Consider the following 25,069-nt stretch of genomic DNA (forward strand, 5'->3'; position numbering starts at 1 on the left):
CGGCGCGTGCCGCGTGGACCGGCTCACGACGCCACCCCTTCCGGCAGCAGGAGCGTCGAGTCCCCGAACTCGTGCCACAGGTACCGCTCCGCCACCGCCGCCTCGTACGCGCGCCCGACGAGCGCGGGCCCGGCCACCGCCTCGAGCAGCGCCAGGTGGCTCGCCTCCGGCTCGTGCAGGCCGGAGACCAGCCCGTCGACGGTCCGCGCCGGGCGGTGGGAGCCGAGGACGAGGTCGGTCCAACCGTGTCCTGAGGACACGGTCCCGTCCGGCGCCGCGACGGTCTCGAGCGCCCGCACCACGGTCGTCCCCACCGCGACGACCCGCGCGCCCGCCGCCCGCGCCGAGTTGACCAAGCGGGCGGTCGACGCCGGCACCCGGAACCGCTCGGCCGTCGGCGGCTCGTGCTTCTCCTGACTCGACACCCCGGCGTGCAGCACGAGCGGGGCGACGGTCACGCCGCGCGCCATCAGCCGGACGAGCAGCCGCTCGGACAGCGGGCGCCCGGCGCTCGGCATCTCGGCGCTGCCCGGCTCGGTGGCGTAGACGGTCTGGTGGTCCGCGAGCGGGAACCGTCCGGCGAGGTGCCCGTACGCGATCGGGTGCCCGTAGGTCGCGAGGTAGCCCGCCCTCCCGACCGCAGGCCAGGGCCGCGCCCGCCACAACCGCCTCGGGGCGTGCTCGTCCGGGTAGGGCGCGACGAGGGTGAGGACGACGCCGGGCAGCGTGAGCCGGTCGCCGGCCGCGACGTCCTGCTCGGGTCCGTCGGGGCGGCGGGGTTCGACCACCCAGTCGCCGTCGTCGAGTTCGCTCGCGACGTGCAGGGCCATCGCCCGCCCGTCGCGGTGCCGGGCGTCGAGGGCCGCCGGAAGGGTCGCGGAGGTGTTGACGACGAGCAGGTCGCCGGGGTCGAGGACGTCGGCGAGCTCGTGGAACCGCCGGTGCTCGACGACGCCGGGACGGGCGACGAGCAGCCGCACGCCGTCCCGGGCGAGCCCCCGGTGCTCGGGGGGTCCGTGGGCCTCGGCGCCGGGCGGGAGCCGGAAGGACGTCACGGGCAGCACGGTCATGACGCCACCGCCGGGGCGAGGTCGGCGGCGCGGTAGCGGCCGCTCGGGTGGTCGCCGTCGACGAGGACGCGCAGCGCGGGCACGACCGTCTCGGGCTCGGGGCGGTCGCTGATGTCCTCGCCCGGGAAGGCCTCCTGGTGCATCACGGTGCGCATGTCGCCGGGGTCGACGACGTGCACGCGCCACTGCGGGTTCTCGACGGCGAGCACCGCGCCGAGGTGCTCGAGCGCGGCCTTCGACGTGCCGTAGCCGCCCCACCCGGCCATCGCCTCGGCGCCGGCGTCGGAGGTGACGGCGACGATCCGCGCCCCGGGCCGCAGCAGCGGGCGCAGCGCCTGGACGAGCCCGAGCGGCGCGACGACGTTGACGCGCAGCACCTGCTCGAGCACGTCGAGGGGGTAGTCGGCGAGCTCGGGCTGCGGGCTCGGTCCGAGCAGGCTCGCGTTGAGGACGAGCAGGTCGAGGCCACCGAGGTCGTCGGCGGCCTCGGCGAGCGCGGTGCGGTGGACGGGGTCGGCGACGTCGCCGGGGACCGTGACGACGCCCGGCAGGCCGGCGACGGCGCGGGCGAGCTCGTCGCCGTGGCGCGCGTCGACGACGACGCGCCAGCCGTCGCCGGCCAGGTCGGCGGTGAGCGCGCGCCCGAGTCCGCGGGACGCGCCGGTGATCAGTGCTGTGGGCTGGTGTCGGCTCATGTGCTCGACGGTGCGACCTGGACGGAAGTCGAGGTCAAGCGTTCTCCCGGAACGGCACCCGGCGAACCAGTCGTCGTGCCAGCCTCTGGACGCCAATCTGCCGAACGGAGAGCAGTGGAAAGTTCATCTACCCCGGCGCTGACCGATGACGACGGCGCAGCGAAGATCCTCCTTCTTCGAGGACTGGACGACTGGGTCAGCCTGGCTGAGGCCCGATTCCTCGTGAGCCTCGCCGAACCAGGTTCACCCGACGCGGTCCGCGAGGCGACGCTGCGGGCGATCACACTGCTCGTCGAGCACGACCTCGCCCGCCTCGGCGAACTCGATCCCCGGTTCGAGCCGTGGTCCCTGTCGAAGGACGAGGGTCTGACGCGCGTCCGCCGGGAGTGGTGGGACCCCGAACGCGACCTCGTCCCCGGCAACGTCGTCTGGATCGACAACACCCCCGGCCGGCGACGAGCTCGCCCACGCGCTCGAGGCCGCCCGCAACACCTGAACCCGTTCCTCCGCGCCCCGCCGCGCAGTAGCGTCGCCGGTCACGGAGGCGTTCCCATGGACATCCAGGCGCTCCGCTACGCGGTGACGCTGGCGGAGGAACTGCACTTCCGGAAGGCCGCGGAGCGGCACTACATCGCCCCGCAGGCCTTCGGGCGGCACGTGCGCGCGCTGGAGAAGGAGGTCGGCGCCCGCCTCTTCGACCGCACGAGCCGTCGCGTCACCCTCACACCGGCCGGGGCCCGTCTCGTCGAGCGGGCGTGCGACGTGCTGGCGCGCGTCGAGGACCTGGCCGCGGCGGTCCGCGACGCGCCGTCGGCGAACGACGACGGGATCGTGCGCGTCGGGATCCTCGGCTTCGGAGCGGCCGACCGCTGGACCGCGTTGCGCCGCCTGGTGCAGGCGCAGCTCCCCGAGAGCCTGCTCGTGCACATCGAGCTGGACTGGGACTCGCAGTTCGACGCCGTCCGCGAGGGCGAGGTCGACGTCGCGGTGGTGCACGACGTCGGGCCGGTCGACGGGCTGCGTCTCGATCACGTGCTGACGGCGGGCCGGGTCGCGGTCGTCCCGGTCTCGTCGCCGTTCGCCGACGCGGAGCACCTCGACGAGGACGACGTCGCGGGCTCGGCGTGGGTGCGGCCGGTCGGGCGCCATCCCGGTCTCGGGCGGTGGGCGGGGCCCGCGATGCAGGTGTCGCGCCGCAGCCCGGTGGTGCGCACCCCCGCCGCGATCCCCGCGGCGGTCGCGACGTCGGGGATGCTCGGCGTCCACGGCGACCCCGCCCGGCGGTTCTTCGCCCGCCCCGACGTGCGGTTCGTCCCGCTGGCGGGCGACGAGTGCCACGTCTCGGTGGCCACGCGCGTCGACGACGACTCGCGCATCGCGCTCGCGTTCCGCCAGGCGGCGGACCTCGTCACCCTCGCCTGAGCTGTCAAGAGACGGATCGCAACCGAAACGGCACGTGATCCGACGGGCGACCCGGGCCACGGTGGGAGCCACGACCCCGACGACGTGGGAGGCCACGATGGCCCGGCGACTCAGTGACCACTTCGGCCACCTCTTCCCGACGACCGCGGTGGGCTCCTACCCGCGGCCGAAGTGGAACACCTTCGACCTCGGCGGCGAGGACATCCGCGTGGCGATGCGTCGCGGCGACTTCGCCGAGGCCTACTCCGACGGCGTGCGCGCGATGATCGGCGACCAGATCGACGCGGGCATCGACCTGCCCACCGACGGCCACCTCTGGTACGACCGCCACGAGGGCTTCATCTCGTCGTTCCTGCTCTACCCCGCCTATCACCTCGACGGCATCACGGTGGAGCCCGCGCCGAACCACCTGTTCGACATGTTCGGCACCGAGACGGCCGCGCCCTTCGCCGGGACGTGGAGCGAGACGGCGGTGACCGGCCCGATCGGGCGCGGCACCATGCACCTCGCCGACCTGTGGCGCAGCGCGCGCGCCGTCAGCCCGCGCACCGTGAAGTTCTGCAGCGGGATGGGCCCGGCCAACCTCGCCGGCTGGCTGACCGACCGCCACTACCACGACAAGAAGGCCCTCTACCGCGACCTCGCGGCGGCCTACAACGCCGAGTTCAAGGACGCCGTCGCCGCCGGGGTCGAGGTGCTCCAGCTCGACGACGTCGGCTTCACGCTGCACCAGCCCGAGGACTACCCCCTCGTCGTCGAGACGCTCAACCAGGCGCTCGAGGGCGTCGACGCCCTGACGATCTTCCACATCTGCCACCTCGCCAGCGGCGTCCCGGTCGGCATCACGCCGTACGCCGGGTTCCACGAGCTGGTCGCGAACGAGCTGCGGGTCGACGCCGTCGAGTACGCCTTCGCCGAGACGGGCTTCCCGGACGCCGACTTCGACCTGTGGTCGCGCTTCCCCAGGGACAAGGGCCTCGGCGTCGGTTGCATCGACATCAAGCGGCTCGTCGTCGAGACGCCGGACGCGATCGCGGCGGGCGTGCGCAAGGCCCTCGAGCACGTCTCGCCCGACCGCGTCCACCTGACGTCCGACTGCGGCCTGTTCTCGCTGCCGCGACCGATGGCGCGCGGGAAGCTCGTCTCCATGGCGAAGGCCGCCGAGCAGCTGCGCGCCGAGCTGGCCTGATCCGATGAGCGCCCGACACGACGACATCACCGTCCCCGGCCCCCCGCGGTGCGAGGAGGTCTCCGACGGCATCCACGCCTACATCCAGCCCGACGGCACGTGGTGGATCAACAACACCGGCTTCGTGGTCGGCCCGCAGGGCGTGACCGCGATCGACGCGTGCTCCACCGAGCGGCGCACCCGCGCGTTCCTCGACACGATCGCCTCGGTGACCGACCGGCCGGTCCGCACCCTGGTGAACACCCACCACCACGGCGACCACACCTTCGGCAACGCCCTGTTCGGGAACGCGGCGATCGTGGCGCACGAGAAGACGCGGTCCGAGGCCATCGCGTTCGGCCCCGCCCGCGAGCTGCCGTACTGGCAGAACCCCGAGTGGGGTGACCTCCCCCTCGACCCGCCGTTCATCACCTTCACCGACCGCGTCGCGGTGCACGCCGGCGACCTGCGCGGCGAGGTGCTCCACGTCGGCACCCCGGCGCACACCACCAACGACTCGATCGTCTGGTTCCCCGACCGCTCGACGCTGTTCTGCGGCGACCTGGTCTTCCACGGCGGCACACCGTTCCTGCTCATGGGCTCGGTGGCGGGCGCGATCGACGTGCTCGAGAACGTCCTGTTGCCCCTCGGTGCGCAGACGACCGTGCCGGGCCACGGCCCGGTGTTCCACGACCGGGCGCCGCTGGACGCGACGCTCGACTACCTGCGCTTCGTCCTCGACGTCGCCGAACGCGGCCGCGCCGCCGGCGTCACCCCGCTGGAGGCCGCGCGGGACACCGACCTCGGCCGGTTCACCGACTGGCCCGACGCCGAGCGCATCGTCGGCAACCTCCACCGCGCCTACGCCGAGCTCGACGGCCTCGAGCGCGGCGGGACGATCGACGTCTTCGCCGCCCTCGACGACATGGTCACCTACCACGGCGGCCCGTTGACCTGCTTCGCCTGAGACCGCTCGCGGCGGAGATCAGCACGGCGAAACGCACCTCCTGACGCCCTCGAGAGGTGCCTTTCGCCCCGGTGATCTCGGTGCGGTGCCACCCTGGTCCCCTGTCGGCAGGGGAGGCAGGGCGATGACGACGATCTCCGGCGCGCGGGTGTTCGACGGGAACGACGCCCTCGGCGTGGCGAGCGTGACCGTCGAGGACGGGGTGGTCACCGCGGTGCGCCCCGGAACGGGCGACGGGACGGGGGACGTCGACGGCCGGGGCATGACCCTGCTGCCCGGGCTGATCGACGCCCACGTGCACCTGCGCGGCGCCGGCAATCTCGGCCAGGACCTGCGCCACGGCGTCACCACCGTGCTCGACATGTTCTCCGCGCCGCCGCAGTTCACCGGCGTGCTCCGGAGGCGGGCGCAGGTGCGCACCGACGAGGCCGACCTGCGCAGCTCCGGGCTCATGGCCGGCGCGGTCGACGGCTGGCCCGCGGTGATGCTCCCGCCCGACCCTTCGGGCTGGCGCATGCCCGGGCTCTCTGGTCCGCAGGACGCCGAGCAGTTCGTGAGCGACCGCGTCCGTGAGGGCTCCGACTACCTCAAGATCTTCGTCGAGAGCAGCGCCGACGTCACCCGTCCCACGCTCAGCCCGGAGACGGTGGCCGCCCTGTGCGTCGCCGCGCGGTCCCACGGCCTCCAGACCGTGGCGCACGCGCCGACCCGGTGGGCGTTCCGGACCGCGCTCGAGGCCGGGGTCGACGTCCTCACCCACGTCCCGCTGGACGGCCCGATCGACGACGCCGACCTCGCCGGCCTCGTCGTCTGCCCGACGCTCGCGATGATGCGGGCCCGCGCCGACGCCGCGAGCACCGACGAGCTCCTCGCCGACCCCCGCCTGCTCGCGGGGCTCGACCCCGAGGTCGTGGCGGCCCTGCGCGCGGGCGACCGGGGCCACCTGCCCGTCAGCACCGCGCCCGGCGTGTCCTACGACCACGCGGCCGGGAACGTCGGACGCCTCGTCGACGCCGGCGCGACGATCCTCGCCGGCACCGACGCCAACGACGTCCCCGGTCACGCCGCGGCGGTGCTGCACGGGGCGTCGATGCACCTCGAGCTGGAGCTGCTCGCGCGGGCCGGCCTCACGCCGCGCCACGTCCTGCGCGCCGCGACCTCGCTGCCGGCGGACGTGTTCGGCCTCGCCGACCGCGGCCGGATCGCGCCGGGCAAGCGCGCCGACCTGCTGCTCGTCGAGGGCGACCCGCTGACCGACGTCACCGCCACCCGCGACGTCCGCGCGGTGTGGCGCGCGGGCGTCCGTCTCTGACGGAGTATCCAGCCGTCTCGCGGAGGCGCTAGACGGCCCGAGAGAGCCCGATCGCCGCCACCCGAACGGCGCCGATCGCCACAACGGGTGATGACCGGGACCTCCCCGACCGGCGCGGGACCGCGGGGGCAACACTGGAGGCAGCGGCCGGGAGGGGGCCGTGCATCCACGCCGGGGGAGGCATGGTCGTGACGTCCACTCAGGATCTCCGCATCGCTGCGGAGCTCGCGCCGCCGCGCGCGTTCGACGCGGCCTGCCGCATGGTGGTCGACTACCTCGCCCGCGTCGTCCCGCTCGACGCCTGGGCCGTCACCCGTGTCGCGGACGGACGGCAGACGATGCTGGTCACCGCCGACGCGGCTTACGGACTCGAGCCCGGCGTGAGCGCGGCGTGGTCGGACTCGATGTGCCAGTACATGGTCGCCGGGACCACCCCGCGCATCGTCCCGGACACCCGCGCGATCCCCGACTTGGAACGCATCGCGTGTACCGCCGCGGACCAGGGCATCGAGGTCGGCACCTACGTCGGCACCCCGATCGTCACCGGCGACGGCTCGCTGTTCGGCACCGTCGTCGGGATGAACCGCGAGCCGGTGACGACGACCCTGGACGACCAGGAGCCGCTGCTCGACCTGCTCTCCAGCCTGCTGTCCTCGGTGCTCGAGGCCGACTCCGCCGCGGTCGACACGGCACGCGCCCTCGAGCGGGCGGTCAGCGACGCCGAGACCGACCCGCTCACCGGGCTGCTCAACCGGCGCGGGTGGGAGCGCTGGCTGGCGCGCGAGGACGAGCGCTTCCGGCGCTTCGGCGACCCCGCGTCCGTGGTGATGCTCGACAGCGACGGGCTCAAGACCGTCAACGACACCGAGGGGCACGACGCCGGCGACCGGCACCTGCGGCACACCGCCGCGGTCCTGCGCTCGGCGATCCGCAGCACCGATCCGCTCGCCCGTCTCGGCGGCGACGAGTTCGCGCTGGTGGTGCAGGTGGGCGTCGAGGACGCCGAAGGGCTCGTCACGCGCCTGCGCGAGGCCCTCGATGCCTCGGGCGTGCCGTGCTCGATCGGCACGGCCCCGTTCACGGTCTCCGACGGATTCCCGGGCGCCTGTGCGGCGGCCGACGCCGCGATGTACGCCGACAAGCGCGCCCGGCGCGGCGGCGACCGCATCTGATCTCTTCCCTTTCCAACGTATAGCCGACCACGGGGCTTGCGGCAAGACCCGGGTCACGGCGCACGATCGCCGCTCACCAGAACGGGATCGGCGCCGTCGGGCGGCGCTGTGGGGAGGCCTGTGTCCACGCCGGGGTACGACGAGGAACTGCGATCCGAGCGCGACCACGTGTCCGGGCTCTACGCCCGGCTCGACGCGGAACGCGCCCGGGTGAAGGGCGAGTACGACGCGGCGCTGAAGGGCACCGGCGAGTCGCCCATGGAGCGCGACGTCGCGGTGCGGGCCGCGGCCACGCAGATGAGGCGGCTGGACGTCGCGGACAACGGGCTGTGCTTCGGGCGGCTCGACGCGCACTCCGGCGAGCGCTCCTACATCGGCCGGATCGGTCTGCGCGACGAGGACGACGAACCGGTGCTGCTCGACTGGCGCGCCCCGGCCTCGCGCGCCTTCTACGTCGCCACCGGCGCGCATCCCGAGGACATGCGCCGGCGTCGTCAGTTCCACACGCGCGGGCGCCGCGTCGTCGACTTCACCGACGAGGTGCTCAGCCGTCCCGGCGCCGGCAGCCCCGACGGCGCCGACCGGGACGCCGACGCGGTCCTGCTCGCGGCCGTCAACGCGCCGCGCGGCGAGGGCATGCGCGACATCGTCGCGACGATCCAGGCCGAGCAGGACGAGATCATCCGGCTCGACCACCCCGGGGTGCTCGTCATCGAGGGCGGCCCGGGCACCGGCAAGACCGTCGTGGCGCTGCACCGCGTCGCGTACCTGCTCTACACGCAGCGCGAGCGGATGGAGCGCCACGGCGTCCTCGTGGTCGGACCGAACCCGGCGTTCCTGCACCACATCGGCCGCGTCCTGCCGTCGCTGGGCGAGTCCGACGTCGTGTTCATGACCACCGGCGACCTCGTGCCCGGCCTCTCGGTCACCGCCGAGGACACGCCCGAGGCCACCCGACTGAAGGGCTCGCGGGCGATGCTCGACGTGCTCGCGGCGGCGATCGCGGACCGGCAGCGGCTGCCGGAGGAGCCGCTGACGATCGCGCTCGAGGACGTCACGGTGCGCATCGACGCCGAGACCGCGCAGTGGGCGCGCGACGAGGCGCGCGCCAGCGGGCTCCCGCACAACGAGGCCCGGCCGGTCTTCACCGAGATCGTCACCTACGTGCTCACCGAGCGGGCGGTGAGCCGGATCGCGCAGGGTTGGATCACCCGGGCCGACCGCGCCGCGTGGGCGCAGCTGCGCACCGACGTGCTCGACGAGCTGGGAACGTCCGAGGCGTTCACCGCCGCGCTCGACGAGCTGTGGCCGATCCTGACCCCGGCGACGCTGCTCGGCCCGCTCTACGCCTCGCCCGACCGGCTGCGCGCGGCCGGCGCGGACCCCGCGTTGTGGCGGGCCGACGGCAAGGCCTGGACGGTGCCCGACGTGCCGCTGCTCGACGAGCTGGTCGACCTGCTGGGGCGCGACAAGGCGGCGGTCGACACCGAGGAGCGCGCCGCCCGGCAGGAGTGGCAGGCCGAGTCCGAGTACGCCGCCGGCGTCATGGAGATCCTGACGCTGGACCGCGAGGAGCTGGACGAGGACGTCGGGGTGACCGTGCACGACCTCATCCAGGACGCGCGCCTGGCCGAGCGGTTCGAGGAGCGCGACACCCGCGAGCTCGCCGAGCGCGCCGCGGCCGACCGCGACTGGACCTACCGCCACGTCGTGGTCGACGAGGCCCAGGAGCTCTCGGAGATGGACTGGCGGGTACTGATGCGGCGCTGCCCCAGCCGCTCGTTCACCGTGGTCGGCGACCTCGCCCAGCGCCGGTCCCCGGCCGGGGCGAGGTCCTGGGGCGCGATGCTCGAGCCGTATGTGCCCGGGCGCTGGGCGTACCGGTCGCTGACGGTCAACTACCGCACCCCGGCGGAGATCATGGCCGTCGCGGCCGCGGTGCTCGCCGAGTTCGCCCCGGACGTGCGGCCGCCGGACTCGGTGCGGGCGTCCGGCGTGCGGCCGTGGTCGCGGCGGGTCACCGACGACGAGCTCCCGGCCGCGATCGAGGCGTTCGTGCGTGACGAGGCCGGACGCGAGGGGACGAGCGTGGTGATCGGGACGGGCGGGGTAGCGCCGTCCGCGACGAAGGGCCTCGAGTTCGACGCGGTGCTCGTCGTCGACCCCGACCGCATGCTCGCGCAGGGACCGCAGGGCGCCGCCGACCTCTACGTCGCCCTCACCCGCGCGACCCAGCGTCTCGGCGTCCTGCACCGGGACCCGCTGCCGGGTGCGCTGCGCGCATGTGAGCACTTCGAAGTGCTGGAGCACTCCGAAGTGCTCACGTGCCGGCAGGCACCTCCGCTCAGGTCGTGAGCTGGGCGGTCGCCGTCGCCGCGGCCGCGCGGATGTGCCGGATGCTCGCCTCGGCGGCGGCGTCGGCGTCGCGCGCCTCGACGGCGTCGACCACCGCGCGCAGCTCCGACGCGGCCTCGGCGGGCCGGCCCGGCGCGGAGAGCGACGTCGCACGCAGCAGCCGCACCCGCGCCTGGAGCCCGGCGAGCGTCTGCTGGAGCGGCCCGCTCGCCGACCCCTCCATGAGCACGTCGTAGAAGCGGTCCTTCGCGCCGAGGTGGTCGCCGACCTCGCCCGTCGCCGCGCTGCGGGCGATCTCGTCGACGGCGCTGCGCAGCGCGCGGACCTGGTCGTCGCCGGCCCGCTGCACGAACCGCCGGACCGCGAGCGCCTCGAGCGAGGCGCGCATCTCGTAGATGTCGGCGGCGTCGGACGGCGACAGCGACGTCACCTCGGCCCCGCGCTGCGGGACGACGGTGACGAGGCCCTCGGCGGCGAGCTGGCGGATGACCTCGCGGACCGTCGCCCGCGAGACCCCGAGGCTCTCGGTGAGCTCGCGCTCGATGAGGCGCTCCCCGGGGCGCAGGCGCAGGTCGAGGATCGCCGAGCGCACGCGGTCGGTCACCTGCTCGCGCAGAGGCGCGGCGACGCGGGGCAGCGGCTCGGGACCCCACACCGACGACGACACGGCGCCCATCGTTCCACCAGGCCCCGGCACCACGCGTCAGCGCGAGTCCGCCAGCTCGGCGAGGATCGGCGCCGCGGTCGTCGCGGCGTGGATCCCGACGACGCTGGCGATCTCGAACATCTCGAGGATCTCCGCGACGGTCGCGCCGTGGCCCAGGGCGTTGCGCAGGTGCAGCTTGAGGCCCGGCACGTAGAGGTGCGTCGCCGAGGCGTCGAAGGCGCAGTAGACGAGCTCCTTGACCTTCGGCTCGAGCGTGCCGGTCTGCCAGGGCACCGACGAGAAGGCGACGTAGGCCTCGAACAGGTCCGGGTCCAGCTCGAGGATCTCGTCCCAGAACGTGTGCCAGTAGCCGCGGGTCGCGGTGAACTCGGCCTTGAGCCGCTCCTGGCGCTCGTCGAGCGGCGCCGGCCCGTCGCGCAGCCCCTCCTCGACGAGCACCTCGACCAGCAGCGGCACCCCGATGTTCGCGGCGTGGATGCCGAGCGTGCTCGTCAGCTCGAGCACCTCCATGATCTCCTGCGGCGTCGCGCCCGCGTCGAGCGCCGCGGCCACGTGCTGGCGCACCCCCGGCGTGTAGAGGTGGGTCGCGGCGGCGTCGACGGCGATGTACAGCAGCTCGCGGACCTTCGGCGTGAGCGCGCCGGGCTCGCGGCGCCAGGGCACCGCGGAGAAGTCGAGGTAGGCGCGCACGAACGCCGGGTCGAGCTCGAGCATCCGCTCCCACGGCTCGCCCCAGGTGCCGCGCACGCGGACGAACTCGTCCTTGATGGCCTGCTGCTCGTCGGTGAGCGTCACGGTGTCCCCTTCCGCTCGCGCAGCCAGCGGGCGATCTCGGTGTGGTCGGCGGTCGGCCCGAGCTCCGCGAGCGCCTCGTCCCACAGCGCGACGGTCGCCGCCGCGTGCCGGGTCGGGACGCTCGTGCTCGCGGCGAGGTCGAGGGCGATGTGGATGTCCTTCACCAGCAGGCCGATCCCGAAGCCGGCGCCGTAGGTGCCGGGCAGGATGTGGTTCGGCCACTTGTTCTCGGTCGATCCGCTGCGTCCGGACGAGCCGTTGACGACCTCGAGCATCACGGCGGGGTCGAGCCCGAACTCCTCGCCGACGAGCACCGCCTCCGAGCTCGCGACGAGGTGGGCCGCCGACATCAGGTTGTTCAGCGCCTTGAGCGCGTGCCCGGCGCCGACCGGCCCGACGTGGCGCGGGCGGCCTATGGCGGCGAGCAGCGGCTCGAGGTCCGCGACGACGTCGTCGGGCCCGCCGACCATCACGGCCAGCGTGCCGGCGCGGGCCCCGGAGACGCCGCCGGAGACCGGGGCGTCGACCAGTACGCGCCCGGTGTCAGCCAGCGAGGCGGCGAGCGCGCGGGTGCGCAGGGGCTCCGAGGAGCTCATGTCGACGATCACCCGGGCACCATCCAGCTCCGCCACCACCGACTCGACGATCGCCGAGTTCGGCAGGCAGAGCAGCACCGCCTCGGCGCCGTCGGCGGTCTCCGACGCCGAGCCGACGACCGTCGCGCCGGGCACCGCGGCGGCGAACGCCTCGCGCGCCTCCGGCGAGGCGTCGTACGCCCGGACCGTCACGCCCGCGTCGACGAGGCGCGACACCATCGGCGTGCCCATGTGTCCGAGGCCGACGAAGCCGACGGTCCGACCGGAGGGCGCGCTCACGACCGCTCCCTCGCCTCGGCCAGCACCCCGTCGGCGACCCGGAACGCCTCCAGGCCGGCGGGCGCGCCGCAGTAGGCCGTGGCCTGCAGCAGCGCCTCCTGGATCTCGGTCTCGGTGACGCCGTTGGTGAGCGCACCGCGCACGTGCACCGCGAGCTCGTGCGACCGGCCGAGCGCCGTGAGCATCACGAGGTTGAGCAGGCTGCGGGTGCGGCGGTCGAGCCCCGGGCGGTCCCACACCTCGCCCCAGCAGCAGCGGGTCACGTACTCCTGCACGGGCCGGGAGAAGTCGCTGACCTGCGCCATCGACCGCTCCACGTGGGCCTCGCCGACGACCTCCTTGCGGATCGCGAGGCCGCGCTCGAAGCGGTCGTCGGTGCCGTTACGGCCGCTCTGCGCGGTCACTGCGCTGCCTGCCCGTACTCGTCCTCCGACACCTCGTCGAGCCACGTCGTCGTGCCCAGGGAGACCGCGAGGTGCGTCATGATCGAGCCGGGGCCGGCGCCGTGCCAGTGCCGCTCGTCCGGCGGCACCCAGACGACGTCGCCGACCGTCAGCGGCTGCGGCGTCTCGCCGTGCGTGCACACCCACCCCGTCCCGGCGGTGACGACGAGGATCTGGCCCCGCTCGTGGTGGTGCCAGAAGGTCCGCGCGCCGGGGGTGAACGTCACCGAGTTGATCGTGGTGCCGTCGGTGGTCGGCAGCACCGGGTCGCCCCAGACGGTGCCGGTGAAGGTGGCTCCGCGTGCTTCGGTGACGACGCCGTCGGCGCGCCCGTGGACGATCTTCACGAGGTCTCCCCAGGAGTCGGGTGGGTCGTGGGCTGCTGGATCCGGACACCGCCGGCGAGGTCGCCGAGGGCGTCCACGACGCGGTTGGAGATGACGTCGCCGTAGCCGAGGTGGGCGGCCATGCCGAACGAGGCGATCGGGCCCGCGGCGTTGAGCGAGGGCACGCCGAGGCGTGCGAGCAGCTCGGTGTAGAGCGTGACGTCCTTGGTCATCAGGCGGCTGGTGAGCCCGCCCTCGAGGTAGTCGCCCTCGACGATGCGCGGGAAGCGGTTGCTCGAGGCGAACGACTGCCCGCTCCCGCCGTTGATGGCCGCGAGCAGCGTGCGCAGGTCCAACCCGGCGCGCTGCCCGGCCACCATGACCTCGGCGGTCGCGGCGAGCGTCACCGCGTTGAGGAAGTTGTTGAGCAGCTTCGCGGTGTGACCGGCGCCGACCGGGCCGAGGTGGTGCACGGTCGCGGCCAGCGGCGCGAGGACGGGGCGGATCGCGTCGACCGCCGCGGCGTCGCCGCCCGCCATGATCGTCAGCGTGCCTTTCTCGGCCGCCGCCGCGCCGCCGGCGATGCCGGCGTCGAGATAGGTGACGTCGCGGGCCGCGGCGTCCGCGGCGAGGGCGACCGTCGACTCGGGCGAGGCGGTGGACAGGTCGACGACGGTCGTGCCGGGGGCCGCCGCGGTGAGCAGGTCGCGGACCACCGGCTCGACGAACGTCGAGTCCGGCAGTGAGAGCAGCACCGTCCCGGCGCGCCGCGCGACCTCGGCGGGGCTCCCGACGGCCTCGGCGCCGACGTCCTCCGCGCGGCCGGCGACGGGGTCGTGGCCGACGACCTTCCACCCCGAGTCCACCAGCCGGCGGGCCATCCGCCCGCCCATGTTGCCCAGTCCGATCACGCCGACCGTGGTCATGTGCGGTGTCCCTCCACCTCGAGTCGGATCACGAGGTCGTCGATGCCGGTGCCCTGCGCGCGGCCGGGGAAGCGGCGTCCCACGTCGGCGTCGTGCCCGGCCACGAGGACCCGGCCCGGACGGTCGGTGATCTCGCGCAGGGTGTCGAAGCCCGCGTACATGGCCTCGAGGTCGGCGACGACGAAGAACGGCCGGTCGCGGGTGAGCTCGTCGTAGAAGTGCAGCGCGTCGGCCGCCAGCACGACCTCCCCGCCCGCCACCGCGACGCGGGCGATCAGCTGGCCCGGCGTGTGCCCGCCGACCTCCACGAGCGCGAACCCGTCGCCCAGCTCGCAGTAGCCGGTGAACGTCGTGACCCGGCCCTCGTCGTGGGCGCGGGCCAGCGCGGCGATCTCGCCGGCCTCGGTGGAGTGCGCGAACTGGACGCGCCCGGCGTGCGGACCGGCCCAGAACGCGAGCTCCCGCGCAGTCACGACGATCTCGGCGGCGGGGAAGCGGTCGAGGTTGCCGATGTGGTCGTAGTGCGCGTGGCTGACCACCAGACGGTCGACCGTGGCGGCGTCGATGCCGAGCGCGGACAGCGCGTCGACGGGGTCGACGAGCATCTCGCGGCCGCGGCGCCGCCCGACCTCGGGGTCGAAGCCGCAGTCGACGACGGTGGTGCGCCCGCCGCCCCGGACGATCCAGAAGAAGTAGTCCATGCGGAACGACTCGTCGGGCTCGCCGTAGACGTGCCAGTTGAGGTACGCCTCGGTGCGTGTGGTGACGCGCGTGCCGTAGCGGACGGCCCAGACCTCGTTGGTCATCGGAGCTTCTCCAGTACCGGCAGCAGGTGCTCGAGCAGCCCCTCGGGGTCCTCGGACATCGGGAAATGGCCGCGTCCCGACATGACGATCAGCTCGCCGCCCAGCTGGTCGGCGGCCCGCCGGCTCATCTCCGTGGTGGCCGAGTAGTCGTACTCGCCGCTGAAGACGTACAGCGGGCAGGTCGCGCGGCCGAGGCCGGCGGCGATCGGGGGGAAGTCGAGCGAGTAGAAGGCCGTGTCGCCCTGGTAGACGCCGGGTCCGTTGCTCGCGTAGCCCCACAGGGTCTGCGCGCGCTGTCCCTCCGGGCTCGACGGCGCGATCAGCCCGCCGACCCAGCTGGCCAGGAAGCCGGAGTGGTCGACGTCGGCGCGGTGGGTCCACTCGACGAAGCGCCCGGCGCTCCCGAGGCCGCCCTCGAGCGCGCACACCCCGGCGAACCGGTCGCCGTGCTCGGCGGCGAGGTAGAGCGCGATCGCCCCGCCCATCGAGCAGCCCAGGAGCACCGGGCGGTCGAGCTCGAGCGCGTCGGCGACCGCGAGCACCGTCGCCGCGTACGTCGCGGTGTCGAGCGTGTAGCGGCGGTGCTGCCAGTCGTCGGGGGGATCGGAGCGCCCGTGCCAGGGCATGTCGAAGGCGACGACGCGGTGGTGGTCGGTGACCCGCGGGTCCTCGAGCAGGCCCCGGAACTGGCGCGAGTCGGCGCCCGCCGTGTGCAGGCAGAGCAGCGGCGGGCCCTCGCCCGCGGTCTCGACGAAGATCCTCCGACCATCGTCGAGGTGCAGGTAGCGCCCCACGCTCGGCCCGAACCCCGGCGGCCGGGGCGCGGGATCGGGCCGTCGCCGGATCGGCGGCCGGTCGGTGTCCCGCAGCGCGTCGAGGAACCGGTCGATCGCGGGGGCGCCCGCGCCCACACCTCGCGCCGGCCGGTGATCCGCTCGCTTCCGCGGGTGGCGACGAGGGCCTGCGCCGTCGTCGCGCCGCGCGGGGGCGGGTCGGCGCAGAATTCGGCCCACTCCGCGTCGGAGACCACGAAGCCGACGTCCCAGGTGGCGTTGATGCCGGGCGCGCCCTCGACGCGCACCGAGCCCTCGACCACGCGGAGCAGGACGCGCGTGGCCCCGATCTCGAGCAGCAGGCTCCAGTCGGGTCCGGGCGGCAGGCCCGCGAGCAGGTCGTCGGTGAGCGTCTGCGCCACCCGTGTCTCGTCGAGCCCCATCGCGCCTCCCCGTCGAGGACCTGTTGACGCCGTCGGGGCGCGACTCTACGTTCCAGATTGTCTGACAGCCAGACGAAGAAGCACCTCGGTGGCGAGGAGTGGTCTCGATGACGAGTCCCGAGCAGGCCGTGCGCACGCCGGCGGAGAGCCCGGAACGGGCGGAGAAGCGGAAGTCGGCGACCCGCGGGGCGTTCTTCGCCGAGTTCGTCGACATGTTCGACATCTATCTGCCGACCGTGGTGCTCACGCCGGCGCTGCTCTACTTCCAGCCCGCGCAGCTCGACCCGGGCACCACCGCGATCTTCACGTCGCTGGTCTTCGTCACCACGCTCGTCGGCCGGCCCATCGGCGCCGCGGTGTTCGGCGCGCTGGCCGACCGCATCGGGCGCCGGCGCAGCACGATCATCTCGGTGACGGGTTTCGGCGTGATCACGCTGCTCATCGCCCTGGTGCCCGGCTACACGACGCTCGGGATCGCGTCGTTCTGGGTGCTCATCGTGCTGCGGTTCCTCGACGGGATCTGCCTCGGCGGCGGGTACACCGGCGCGCTCCCGCTGGCCATGGAGTACTCGACGAAGAGCCGCCGCGGGCTGCTCGGCGGGATCATCCTCTCGGCGTTCCCGCTGGCCTACGTCGTGATCACGCTGGTCGGCCTGGCGTCGTTCGCGCTCTTCCCGCTGGCCGGGCCCGACTCCCCGTACGCCGTCTGGGGCTGGCGCGTCCCGTTCGTGCTCGGGGCGCTGCTGGCCTTCGTCCTCGCGGCCTACTACGTGCGCAGCGTGTCCGAGTCGGAGATCTGGGAGGCCGCCGAGGCCGCGAAGTCCGAGGGCACCTCGCAGGGCGGCGCGGGCCGTCCGCTCCTCGCGGTGCTACGCAGCTCCACGTTCCTGCAGGTCTTCGGGATGATGACCGGGTTCTGGCTGACGCAGAACCTCGTGACGCTCTTCCTGCCCACCACCGTGCTGCGCAACCTCGTCGGCCTGTCGAACACCCAGCTGACCGTGACGTTGCTGATCGCCTACGTCTGCCTGGTCGGCAGCTACATCGCGTCGGGCGTGATCGGCCAACGGATCGGGCGACGGCGGTTCTTCATCATCGGGGGTCTGCTCATCGCCACCGTCGGCGTGGGGCTCATGGCCGTGCTCGTCAACGGCCGCGGGCTGCCGCTCGGCGTCGTGATCCTCGTCGTGTGCCTGTTCTCGATCGTCGTCACCGCGCCCTGGGGCGTCGTCCTCCCCTACATCACCGAGCGGTTCCGCACCGACGTCCGCGCCTCCGGCTTCGGCCTCGGGTTCAGCGTGTCGGTGGTGATCCCGTCCTTCTACGCGTTCTTCCTCGAGGGCCTCGGCGGGCTCATGCCGTACGCGACGGCCGTGCTCGTGCTGCTCGCCTTCGGCGGCCTGCTCGGGGCCGGCGGCGCGGCCGCGGGCCCCGAGACGAAGGACGTCGACTTCGAGTAGGTGCGCTCCGCGCATGTGAGCACTTCGAGGTGCTGGAGCACTCCGAAGTGCTCACATGCCGTCAGGCACCTCGGTAGGCGCCGGCCTTGATGTCCTCGAGCAGGCCGGGGCCCGTCGGCGTCCAGTCGAAGACCCGGCGGGTGTGGTCGGTCGACGCGGCGAGGTCCATCCCGAAGAACATCCCGATGAACCCGAAGTGCTCGACGGCGTCCTCGGGGGCCACGGAGGTGACGGGGACGCCCAGCGCGTCGCCGATCGCCTGCGCGATCTCGCGGCTGGGGATCGCCTCCTCGGCGACGGCGTGCAGCCGCGTCCCGGCCGGGGCCTGCTCGAGCCCGAGCCGGACGAGCCGGGCGGCGTCGGACACGTGCACCGCCGACCAGCGCGTCGAGCCGTCCCCGACGTAGGCGGACACGCCGTGACGGCGGGCGGCGGCGGTGATGAGGGCGATGAAGCCGTGGTCGCCGTCGCCGTGGGTGGTGGGCGCGAAGCGGGCGCTGACGGCGCGGACGCCGCGGTCGACGTAGGCGAACGCCAGGTTCTCCGCGCCGCCGCGCGGCGAGTCCGGCCCGATCGCGGGCGACGGATCCGCCTCCGTCCCGGGTCGCCCGGCCGCGAGCCCGGCCACCCCGCCGGCCAGCACGAGCGGCCGGCCGGTGCCGACGAGCGCCTCGCCCAGGGTCTCGACCGCGACGCGCTCGGCCCGGTTCGACTCCGCCGGGTTCGCCCAGTCGTGCTTGTTCGCGAGGTGCACGACCCCCTCGGCGTCGGCGGCCCCGCGCCGCAGCGCCTCGAGGTCGTCGAGGTCCCCGCGCAGGACCGTCACGCCCTGGGCCTCCAGCGCGGCGGCCGAACCGTCGGAGCGGGCGAGCCCGACGACCTCGTGTCCCGCGCCGAGCAGCTCATCGACGGTGGCGGAGCCGATCCAACCGCTGGCTCCGGTGACGAATACACGCATGATGCGTGGCCTCCTCTGCCCTCACGGGCGACCATGTCAGGTACTGACATCACTGTAGACCCTGATGTCAGCGACTGCCATCAGTACGCTGTGCCCATGGTCCGCTGGGAGCCCGGGGCGCGCGAGCGGCTGCAGGCCGCCGCCCTCGAGCGCTTCGGCGCGCAGGGCTTCGACGGCACGACGGTCGCGGAGATCGCCGCCACGGCCGGGCTCACCGAACGGACGTTCTTCCGGCACTTCGCCGACAAGCGCGAGGTGCTCTTCTCCGGCCAGGACGAGTTCGAGCGGCTGTTCCTCGCGGGCATCGAGGAGGCGGCCGACTCCGACCCCATGGCCATCGTCGCGGCCGCGCTCGAGGGCGCCACGGCGTTCTTCCCCGACGTCCGCCGCGCCTGGTCCCGCGCCCGCCAGCGCGTCATCGACGCCGACCCGGGCCTGCAGGAGCGCGAGCTCCTCAAGCTCTCCGGCCTGGCGACGGCGATGACCGACGGCCTGCGCCGCCGCGGCGTCGACCCGACGGCGGCCGCCCTGGCCGCCGAGAGCGGCGTCGCCGTCTTCCGGGTGGGCTTCGCGACGTGGATCGCCGAGGGCGAGGAGCGCTCCCTCGCCGAGGTCCTGCGGGCGGTGCTGACGCAGCTCCGGTCGCTGGTCACCGCGCCGCAGGTGTAGACGCTAGCCGCGCCGCTGCTCCTCGGCGAGGAAGTGCGCGGCGCCGGCGGTGGCGGGGTAGAGCGCGCGGTAGTGCTCGTGGAAGGCGTCGTAGCGGGCGGTGCGCTCGGGGTCGGGCGTCACGGTGGCGACGATCGGGTTCCAGCGCGCGAGGTCGGCGTCGAGCCCGAGCGCCAGGGCGGCGAGGACGGCGTCCCCGAACGCCGCGCCGGTCGTGTCGGCCGGAACGTGCTGCTCGTGCCCGGTCACGTCGCTGACGATCTGCGTCCAGAGCCCGCCGCGGGTCCCGCCGCCGACGGCGACCAGGCGCGGCTCCGGTCCGCCGGCGTCGCGGAACGCCTCGAGGTTGTGCCGCACCCCGTGCGCGATGCCCTCGAGCGCGGCGCGGTAGAGCTCGGCGCGGCCGTGGCCCGTCGTCAGCCCGAGCACCAGGCCGCGGGCGTCGGGGTCGAAGATCGGGGTGCGCTCGCCGGCGAAGTACGGCAGCAGGAGCAGCCCCCGGGCCCCCGGCGGGACCTCGGCGGCCTCGTCGGTCAACGTCGCGTAGTCGGCGCCGACGAGGTCGCGCAGCCAGGCGGTGATCGCGCCGGAGGTGGCCATCCCGGCCGCGGTGGTGAACGAGCCGGGCGCGACGCCGCGGGTCGCCCACAACGCCGGGTGCCGGACGGGCGCGTCCGCGACCTGCACCAGGAACATCGTCGTGCCGTACATGACCATCGTGTCGCCGGCGCTCTCCACGCCGACGCTGGCGGCCTCGGCCCAGGCGTCGACCGTCCCGGTGACCACCGGCGTCCCGGCCCGCAGCCCGGTCTGCGCCGCCGCGTGCTCGGTGACGACCCCCGCGACCTCCCCCGGCCACCGCAACCGGGGCAGGGCGAGGCCGGGCGCGACGAGCTCGGCGAGGTCGGAGGCCCAGTCGGCGGCATCGAGGTCGTACATCGGGTCGCACTGGCTCGCCGAGTGGTGGTCGAGGACGTACTCGCCGGTCAGGCGGTGCACGAGGTACGAGCTCGCCATGAAGAAGTAGCGCGTCGCGTCCCAGACCTCGGGCTCGTGGCGCTGCAGCCACCGCCACTTGGGCCCGACCGCCTGGCTCGACAACGGGGTGCCGCCGCGCGCGACGATCGCGTCCGCGCCGATCTCGTCGGTGAGCTCGGCGATCTCGCGGGTGGCGCGGGTGTCGACGCCGTAGAGGATCGCGGGGCGCAGCGGGCGAGCGTCGGCGTCGGCGGGCAGCAGCACCGGCCCGATGCCGCTGACGCCGACCGCGTCCGGCATGCCGTGGGCGAGCAGCTCGCGGGTGATCGAAGCGAAGTCGGCCCACCACACGTCCTCGGCGTCGTGCTCGACCCACCCGGGGTGCGGGAACGACGTCGCGTGCTCGACCTCCGCCCGCGCCACGACCGTGCCGGCGTCCGCGTCGACGAGGACGCCCTTCGACGACGACGTCCCGACGTCGATCCCGAGCACGAGCGTCCCGTCCGGCACAGCTGCCGACGATAGAGGGGCCGAGGACACGAACCCGTCACAGTCGGTCGGACCGTGTCCTGAGGACACGGTCCGTCGGTGGGGCACCGATCGGCGTCAGGCGCCCGCCCACGACGCGAGGCGTCGCGTGAGGTGACGCCGTTCGACGTCGTTGCGGGTGGCGTCGACCGCCTCGCTCATCACCGCACGCGCGTCCTCCGCCTGCCCGAGCTGCCAGTGCAGCTCGGCCCGCAGGACCAGCGCGCGGTGGTCGTCGGGCGCGGTCACGACGCCGTCGAGGGCCTCGAGCCCGGCGCCGGGTCCCCGCGCGACGGCGACCGCCGCGGCGCGGTTGACCAGCACCGCGGGCGCGGGCGTGACCTCGCGCAGGCGGTCGAACAGCGCCACGACCGCCTCGGGGTCGTGATCGGGGTGGATCTGCAGCGCGGCGACGGCGGCCTGCAGCACCCAGCGTCCCGGGCGGTCCCCGGCGAGCTGCACCGCCCGGGTCGCGAGCTCGAGACCGGTGGCCACGTCGTCCCACCGCCAGGCCTCCCGATCCTGAGCCGCGAGGGGGACGAGGTCCGTCCCGCCGTCGAGGCGAGCGGCGCGGCGGGCGTCGGTGAGCAGCAGCAGCGCCGAGAGCCCGAGCACCTCGGGCTCGTCGGGCAGCAACCGGCGCAGGAGCGCGGCGAGGCCGAGCGCCTCGTCGCAGAGCTCGGGCCGCAGCAGCTCGGGGCCCTCGGTCGCGACGTGCCCCTCGGTGAACAGCAGGCCGACCACGGCGAGCACCGCGTCGAGCCGCTCGGGCCACGCGGACCGCGGGGGGACGTCCAGCGCTATGCCCGCCGTGCGGATCTTCCGCTTCGCGCGCGTGAGCCGCTGGGCGACGGTCGCCTCGCTCGTCGCCATGAGCCGCGCCGTCTCGGGCGCGGTCAGCCCGCAGAGCATCCGCAGCGCCAGCGGGATGCGGGCGGCGTCGCCGAGGGCGGGGTGGCAGCAGACGAAGACCAGCCGCAGCAGGTCGTCGGCACCGGTCTCGGCGCCGAAGGGGTCGTCGAGGTCCGGCAGCCCGGCGGGCGCGACCGACTGCGACGCCACGGCGGCGAGGTGGTCCTCGGCGACGCGCTCGCGGCGCAGGCGGTCGAGCACCCGGCGGCGGGCGACGGTCTGGAGCCACGCGCCGGGCCGGTCGGGGACGCCGTCGCACGGCCACCGGTCCACCGCGGCGGCGACCGCGTCGGCGGCCGCGTCCTCCGCCCGGTCGAGGTCGCCGCACCAGCGCGCCAGGCCGGCGACCAGCGTCGGCCAGTGCTCCCGGTGGACGTCGGCGACGGCGACCTCGAACGGGACGGCCACGGCTCAGCCGAGCTCGGTGAGGGCCCGGACCTCGACCGAGCCCACCTCCGTGCCCGGGCACGCCCGGGCGTGGCCGAGCGCGGTGTCGAGGTCCGGCGCCTCCACGACCCAGAAGCCCCCGAACGACTCGGCGACGTCGGCGAACGGGCCGTCGGTCAGCACGGCCTCGCCGTCACGGACCCGCAGCGTGGTGGCGGTGTCCGCGGGCTGCAGCTGCTCGGCGCCGCGCAGGACGCCGGACTCCGCGAGTGCCTGCGTGAACGCGACGAAGCGCGAGAACAGCGCGGCGTGCTCCTCCGGCGGCAGACCGCCCAGGACCTTGCCATCGACATTGGACATGAGGATGTAGCGCATCTCGATCTCCCCCGCGTCTCAGGCGAACCGCTGCTGCAGGACGGCCAGCGTGCCGTCGAGGGCCCGTCCGGCGCGACGGGGGAACCCCATCAGCTCGACGAGCCGCCGCCCGCGCTTGGCGGAGTAGTCGAACGTGCCCCGGACCTCGGTGCCCCCGGGAACGGCCGCGAGCTCCCAGCGCCACACGTGACGGCCGGTGTGGCGCCAGGCCACGAGCGCGTCCGGCACGTACTCGACGACGGTGTTGACCGTCGTGTAGCCCCTCATCCGCATCGTGAACGTGGCGCCGCCGGTGAGGCGGTCGGGACCGTCGGCCAGGCGCTCGACCAGCCCGGACCCGTCGAGCGCGGCGTGCTCGCGGGGGTCGGTCAGCACGGCGAACACCGCTGTGGGCGGGGACGCGACGACCGTCCGGCGGGTGACGTGGGCGGTGGGGGCGGGCGCGAGGGTGGTCATGGTGTCCTCCGGGGATGCGGGGCCGGTCGCCCCGTGCGGAGGTTCGACGCGCGGGCACCCCGGATTTGGACAGCCCTCCGGAGAAAGTTCTCACCACGCCAGCGGCAGGCGGTGCAGGCCGTAGATCAGGGTGCGGTGGCGGAACTCGGGTTCGCCGGCGAGGCGCAGCCCCCGGAAGCGCTGCAGCAGTGCCGGGAACGCCACGCGCATCTCGATCCGCGCCAGCGGGGCGCCCAGGCAGTGGTGGATGCCGTGACCGAAGGCGAGGTGCGGGGACGGCGGGCGGGAGATGTCGAGCTCCTCGGCGCGCTCGACGACCTCCGGGTCGTGGTTGGCCGCGACCAGCGACGCGATCACCAGCTCGCCGGCCGCCACCGGGTGCCCGCCGAGCGTCGTGTCCGCGACGACCGCGCGCGGGAAGCTCCCGTGCACCACGGTCAGCCGGCGCAGCAGCTCCTCGACCGCGCCGTCCACCGCCGTGGGGTCGTCGCGGACCCGCGCCAGCTGGTCGGGGTGCTCGAGCAGCGCCAGCGTGCCCAGCGACAGCATGTTCGACGTCGTCTCGTGCCCGGCGACGAGCAGCAGGTTGCCGATGCCGATCAGCTCGTCGTCGGTGACGTCGTCGGAGTGCTCGCGGATGAGCATGCCGAGCAGGTCGTCGCCGGGGGCCTCGCGGTGCCGGGAGACGAGGTCGCTCATGTACTCCCGCGACGCGTCGGCCAGGCGCATCCGTTCCTGGGGCTCGATGGTGCTGTCGAGCTGGCGGGCGCTGCGCTCGGTGAACTCGCCGCGGTCCTCGTACGGCACGCCGAGCAGCTCGCAGATCACCATCGACGGCACCGGCAGGGCGAAGTCGGCGACGAGCTCCGCGGGCGGACCGGCCGTCTCCATCGCGTCCAGATGCTCGGTGACGATCTCCTCGACGCGCGGGACCAGGCGCTTCATCCGCTTCACGGTGAACTCGCCGGTGAGCATCCGTCGCAGCCGCGTGTGGTCCGGCGGCTCCTGCCCGAGCAGGTTGCCGGCCTGGCGACGCCGGAACTCGGCGGTGTCGCGACCGGCCGCCACCAGCGCGGGCGGCGCCGGGACGCCGTCGAGGCGGAAGCGCTCCGGGTCGCCATGCAGCTCACGGACGTCGGCGTAGCGGCTGACCATCGTCGCCTCGTGGCCGAACGGCGTCGCGACCCGGCGGGTCTCCCCCGCGTCGCGCAGCGCCTCGACCTCGGGCAGCAGCGTGAAGCCGTCGCGCTGCGCGGCCACCTCGCCGGTCCACGCGTGGGTCGCCTGGTCGGTCATCGCGGTCCTCCCGGTGACGGTGGTGGGCCCCCCGCCCTCGATGGTGCTCCCCCGAATCAGGTGCCGCCCGCGTCCTGCCCGGAACCTCCGGAATGCACCCGGACCGCGATCCCGTCGAGATAGGCGTCCACCGCGCGTTCGAGGATCCCCTCCTCGGCCAGGACGTCCTCGCTCTCGAAGCCGCCCTCGTACCAGAGCCGCGTCATCGAGGGGTACCGCTCCTGTTCGAAGTACCGCTCCCAGAACACCGCGTTGATCGACGACCAGTACTCGGCGAGCCCCACGCCGGTGCGCCGGACCTGGTCCTGCTCGCTCGTCGAGTCGCGCGCGAGGCCGGTGACCAGCGAGCGCAGCGCGATCGCGGCGTTGACCGTCTCGGCCGGGGCGAGGCCGATGTCGAGGAACGGCGCGAAGAAGGCGTCCTCCATGCCGAGCACGTGCGGCCCCATCGGCAGGCGGCTGCCGTGGTGGAGGATCCACGGGTGGCGGGCGTAGAGCTCCCACAACGCCCGGGCCTGCCGGGCCGCGGCGTCGCGCCAGGGCTCGCCGGGGTGGGGGTACAGGTCGCCCGTGATCTCCGCGAACGCCGCGTCGATCATCAGCGCGACGAGGCCCTCCCGGCTCTCGACGTGGGTGTAGAGCGCCATCACCCCGACGCCGAGGTCGGCCGCGACCGCGCGCATCGAGAGCTCCTCGAGCCCGGCGGCGTCGGCCCGCGCGAGCGCGGCCGCGACGACCTGCTCGCGCGTCGTCCGCGCCGGCCGGCCCCGTCCCGTCCCGGGACCCCGCCCCCAGAGCAGGTCGAGGTGGTGCTCGTCGCCCATCCGCACTCCCT

At 74.4% G+C, this 25,069-nt stretch carries 25 protein-coding genes; 8 read left to right on the plus strand and 17 right to left on the minus strand.

What is annotated here, in order from left to right; translation table 11 throughout:
* Positions 1–23 precede the first annotated feature (23 nt).
* Both ACQPYN_RS31060 and ACQPYN_RS31065 read right to left on the minus strand, forming a co-directional pair.
* Positions 24–1,070 carry an S-adenosylmethionine:tRNA ribosyltransferase-isomerase gene (locus tag ACQPYN_RS31060; RefSeq protein ID WP_433031172.1) on the minus strand — a complete coding sequence of 349 codons (1,047 nt, stop codon included), beginning with the start codon at positions 1,068–1,070 and terminating at the stop codon, positions 24–26.
* Positions 1,067–1,765, minus strand: a complete 699-nt coding sequence (locus ACQPYN_RS31065; protein ID WP_433031175.1) for an SDR family NAD(P)-dependent oxidoreductase — start codon at positions 1,763–1,765, stop codon at positions 1,067–1,069. Before ACQPYN_RS31065 ends, ACQPYN_RS31060 begins: the two co-directional genes overlap by 4 nt.
* Before the next feature lie 222 nt (positions 1,766–1,987).
* On the opposite strand from ACQPYN_RS31065, the gene ACQPYN_RS31070 reads away from it, so the two are divergent.
* The 6 genes from ACQPYN_RS31070 to helR all read left to right on the plus strand — a co-directional run bounded on the left by ACQPYN_RS31070 (position 1,988) and on the right by helR (position 10,161).
* Complete coding sequence (locus ACQPYN_RS31070; RefSeq protein WP_433031178.1) at positions 1,988–3,187, plus strand: LysR family transcriptional regulator; 1,200 nt, start codon at positions 1,988–1,990, stop codon at positions 3,185–3,187.
* Positions 3,188–3,248: 61 nt separating this feature from the next.
* Positions 3,249–4,376: a hypothetical protein gene (locus ACQPYN_RS31075; RefSeq protein WP_433031181.1), complete on the plus strand. Its 1,128-nt coding sequence runs from the start codon at positions 3,249–3,251 to the stop codon at positions 4,374–4,376.
* Positions 4,377–4,380: 4 nt separating this feature from the next.
* Positions 4,381–5,322 carry an MBL fold metallo-hydrolase gene (locus ACQPYN_RS31080; protein WP_433031184.1) on the plus strand — a complete coding sequence of 314 codons (942 nt, stop codon included), beginning with the start codon at positions 4,381–4,383 and terminating at the stop codon, positions 5,320–5,322.
* Positions 5,323–5,446: 124 nt separating this feature from the next.
* Positions 5,447–6,634 (plus strand): amidohydrolase family protein, encoded by a 1,188-nt coding sequence (locus tag ACQPYN_RS31085; protein WP_433031187.1) that lies wholly within the window; start codon positions 5,447–5,449, stop codon positions 6,632–6,634.
* A 188-nt stretch (positions 6,635–6,822) separates the two neighbouring features.
* Positions 6,823–7,806, plus strand: a complete 984-nt coding sequence (locus ACQPYN_RS31090) for a GGDEF domain-containing protein (RefSeq protein WP_433031190.1) — start codon at positions 6,823–6,825, stop codon at positions 7,804–7,806.
* Between the two features lie 120 nt (positions 7,807–7,926).
* Complete coding sequence (helR, locus tag ACQPYN_RS31095) at positions 7,927–10,161, plus strand: RNA polymerase recycling motor ATPase HelR (protein WP_433031193.1); 2,235 nt, start codon at positions 7,927–7,929, stop codon at positions 10,159–10,161.
* On the opposite strand, the gene ACQPYN_RS31100 is transcribed toward helR, so the two are convergent.
* Genes ACQPYN_RS31100 through ACQPYN_RS31135 form a run of 8 tightly spaced genes read right to left on the minus strand, consistent with a single transcriptional unit; the run spans position 10,151 to position 15,910 of the window.
* Positions 10,151–10,837 carry a GntR family transcriptional regulator gene (locus tag ACQPYN_RS31100; protein WP_433031196.1) on the minus strand — a complete coding sequence of 229 codons (687 nt, stop codon included), beginning with the start codon at positions 10,835–10,837 and terminating at the stop codon, positions 10,151–10,153. The two genes, helR and ACQPYN_RS31100, sit on opposite strands and share 11 nt — an antisense overlap.
* A gap of 27 nt (positions 10,838–10,864) precedes the next feature.
* Positions 10,865–11,623, minus strand: a complete 759-nt coding sequence (locus tag ACQPYN_RS31105; protein ID WP_433031199.1) for a carboxymuconolactone decarboxylase family protein — start codon at positions 11,621–11,623, stop codon at positions 10,865–10,867.
* Complete coding sequence (locus ACQPYN_RS31110; protein WP_433031202.1) at positions 11,620–12,498, minus strand: NAD(P)-dependent oxidoreductase; 879 nt, start codon at positions 12,496–12,498, stop codon at positions 11,620–11,622. Before ACQPYN_RS31110 ends, ACQPYN_RS31105 begins: the two co-directional genes overlap by 4 nt.
* The gene (locus tag ACQPYN_RS31115) at positions 12,495–12,902 is read right to left on the minus strand and encodes a carboxymuconolactone decarboxylase family protein (protein WP_433031205.1); all 408 of its coding nucleotides are present in this window, start codon (positions 12,900–12,902) and stop codon (positions 12,495–12,497) included. The genes ACQPYN_RS31110 and ACQPYN_RS31115 overlap by 4 nt, the downstream gene beginning before the upstream one ends.
* Positions 12,899–13,288 (minus strand): cupin domain-containing protein, encoded by a 390-nt coding sequence (locus ACQPYN_RS31120; RefSeq protein WP_433031208.1) that lies wholly within the window; start codon positions 13,286–13,288, stop codon positions 12,899–12,901. The genes ACQPYN_RS31115 and ACQPYN_RS31120 overlap by 4 nt, the downstream gene beginning before the upstream one ends.
* On the minus strand, positions 13,285–14,193 hold the full coding sequence (locus tag ACQPYN_RS31125) for an NAD(P)-dependent oxidoreductase (protein ID WP_433031211.1): 909 nt from the start codon (positions 14,191–14,193) through the stop codon (positions 13,285–13,287). Before ACQPYN_RS31125 ends, ACQPYN_RS31120 begins: the two co-directional genes overlap by 4 nt.
* Positions 14,190–14,999 carry an N-acyl homoserine lactonase family protein gene (locus ACQPYN_RS31130; protein WP_433031214.1) on the minus strand — a complete coding sequence of 270 codons (810 nt, stop codon included), beginning with the start codon at positions 14,997–14,999 and terminating at the stop codon, positions 14,190–14,192. Before ACQPYN_RS31130 ends, ACQPYN_RS31125 begins: the two co-directional genes overlap by 4 nt.
* The gene (locus tag ACQPYN_RS31135) at positions 14,996–15,910 is read right to left on the minus strand and encodes an alpha/beta fold hydrolase (protein ID WP_433031217.1); all 915 of its coding nucleotides are present in this window, start codon (positions 15,908–15,910) and stop codon (positions 14,996–14,998) included. Before ACQPYN_RS31135 ends, ACQPYN_RS31130 begins: the two co-directional genes overlap by 4 nt.
* 412 nt (positions 15,911–16,322) lie before the next feature.
* On the opposite strand from ACQPYN_RS31135, the gene ACQPYN_RS31140 reads away from it, so the two are divergent.
* Complete coding sequence (locus ACQPYN_RS31140) at positions 16,323–17,675, plus strand: MFS transporter (RefSeq protein WP_433031220.1); 1,353 nt, start codon at positions 16,323–16,325, stop codon at positions 17,673–17,675.
* Positions 17,676–17,736: 61 nt separating this feature from the next.
* On the opposite strand, the gene ACQPYN_RS31145 is transcribed toward ACQPYN_RS31140, so the two are convergent.
* A complete protein-coding gene (locus ACQPYN_RS31145) occupies positions 17,737–18,633 on the minus strand; it encodes an SDR family oxidoreductase (protein WP_433031223.1) in 897 nt (298 codons plus the stop codon).
* A gap of 96 nt (positions 18,634–18,729) precedes the next feature.
* On the opposite strand from ACQPYN_RS31145, the gene ACQPYN_RS31150 reads away from it, so the two are divergent.
* Positions 18,730–19,302: a TetR family transcriptional regulator gene (locus ACQPYN_RS31150; protein WP_433031226.1), complete on the plus strand. Its 573-nt coding sequence runs from the start codon at positions 18,730–18,732 to the stop codon at positions 19,300–19,302.
* Between the two features lie 3 nt (positions 19,303–19,305).
* On the opposite strand, the gene ACQPYN_RS31155 is transcribed toward ACQPYN_RS31150, so the two are convergent.
* From ACQPYN_RS31155 to ACQPYN_RS31180, 6 genes are all read right to left on the minus strand, one after another.
* A complete protein-coding gene (locus tag ACQPYN_RS31155; protein WP_433031229.1) occupies positions 19,306–20,790 on the minus strand; it encodes an FGGY-family carbohydrate kinase in 1,485 nt (494 codons plus the stop codon).
* A 96-nt stretch (positions 20,791–20,886) separates the two neighbouring features.
* On the minus strand, positions 20,887–22,128 hold the full coding sequence (locus tag ACQPYN_RS31160) for an RNA polymerase sigma factor (protein ID WP_433031232.1): 1,242 nt from the start codon (positions 22,126–22,128) through the stop codon (positions 20,887–20,889).
* Between the two features lie 3 nt (positions 22,129–22,131).
* A complete protein-coding gene (locus ACQPYN_RS31165) occupies positions 22,132–22,482 on the minus strand; it encodes a YciI family protein (protein ID WP_433031235.1) in 351 nt (116 codons plus the stop codon).
* Between the two features lie 18 nt (positions 22,483–22,500).
* Positions 22,501–22,938: an SRPBCC family protein gene (locus ACQPYN_RS31170; RefSeq protein ID WP_433031238.1), complete on the minus strand. Its 438-nt coding sequence runs from the start codon at positions 22,936–22,938 to the stop codon at positions 22,501–22,503.
* A 90-nt stretch (positions 22,939–23,028) separates the two neighbouring features.
* A complete protein-coding gene (locus ACQPYN_RS31175) occupies positions 23,029–24,234 on the minus strand; it encodes a cytochrome P450 (RefSeq protein WP_433031241.1) in 1,206 nt (401 codons plus the stop codon).
* Between the two features lie 56 nt (positions 24,235–24,290).
* Positions 24,291–25,058 (minus strand): TetR/AcrR family transcriptional regulator, encoded by a 768-nt coding sequence (locus ACQPYN_RS31180; protein WP_433031244.1) that lies wholly within the window; start codon positions 25,056–25,058, stop codon positions 24,291–24,293.
* Positions 25,059–25,069 lie beyond the last annotated feature (11 nt).

The sequence above is a fragment of the Actinomycetospora sp. CA-053990 genome, assembly GCF_050948445.1.
Lineage (GTDB): Bacteria > Actinomycetota > Actinomycetes > Mycobacteriales > Pseudonocardiaceae > Actinomycetospora > Actinomycetospora callitridis.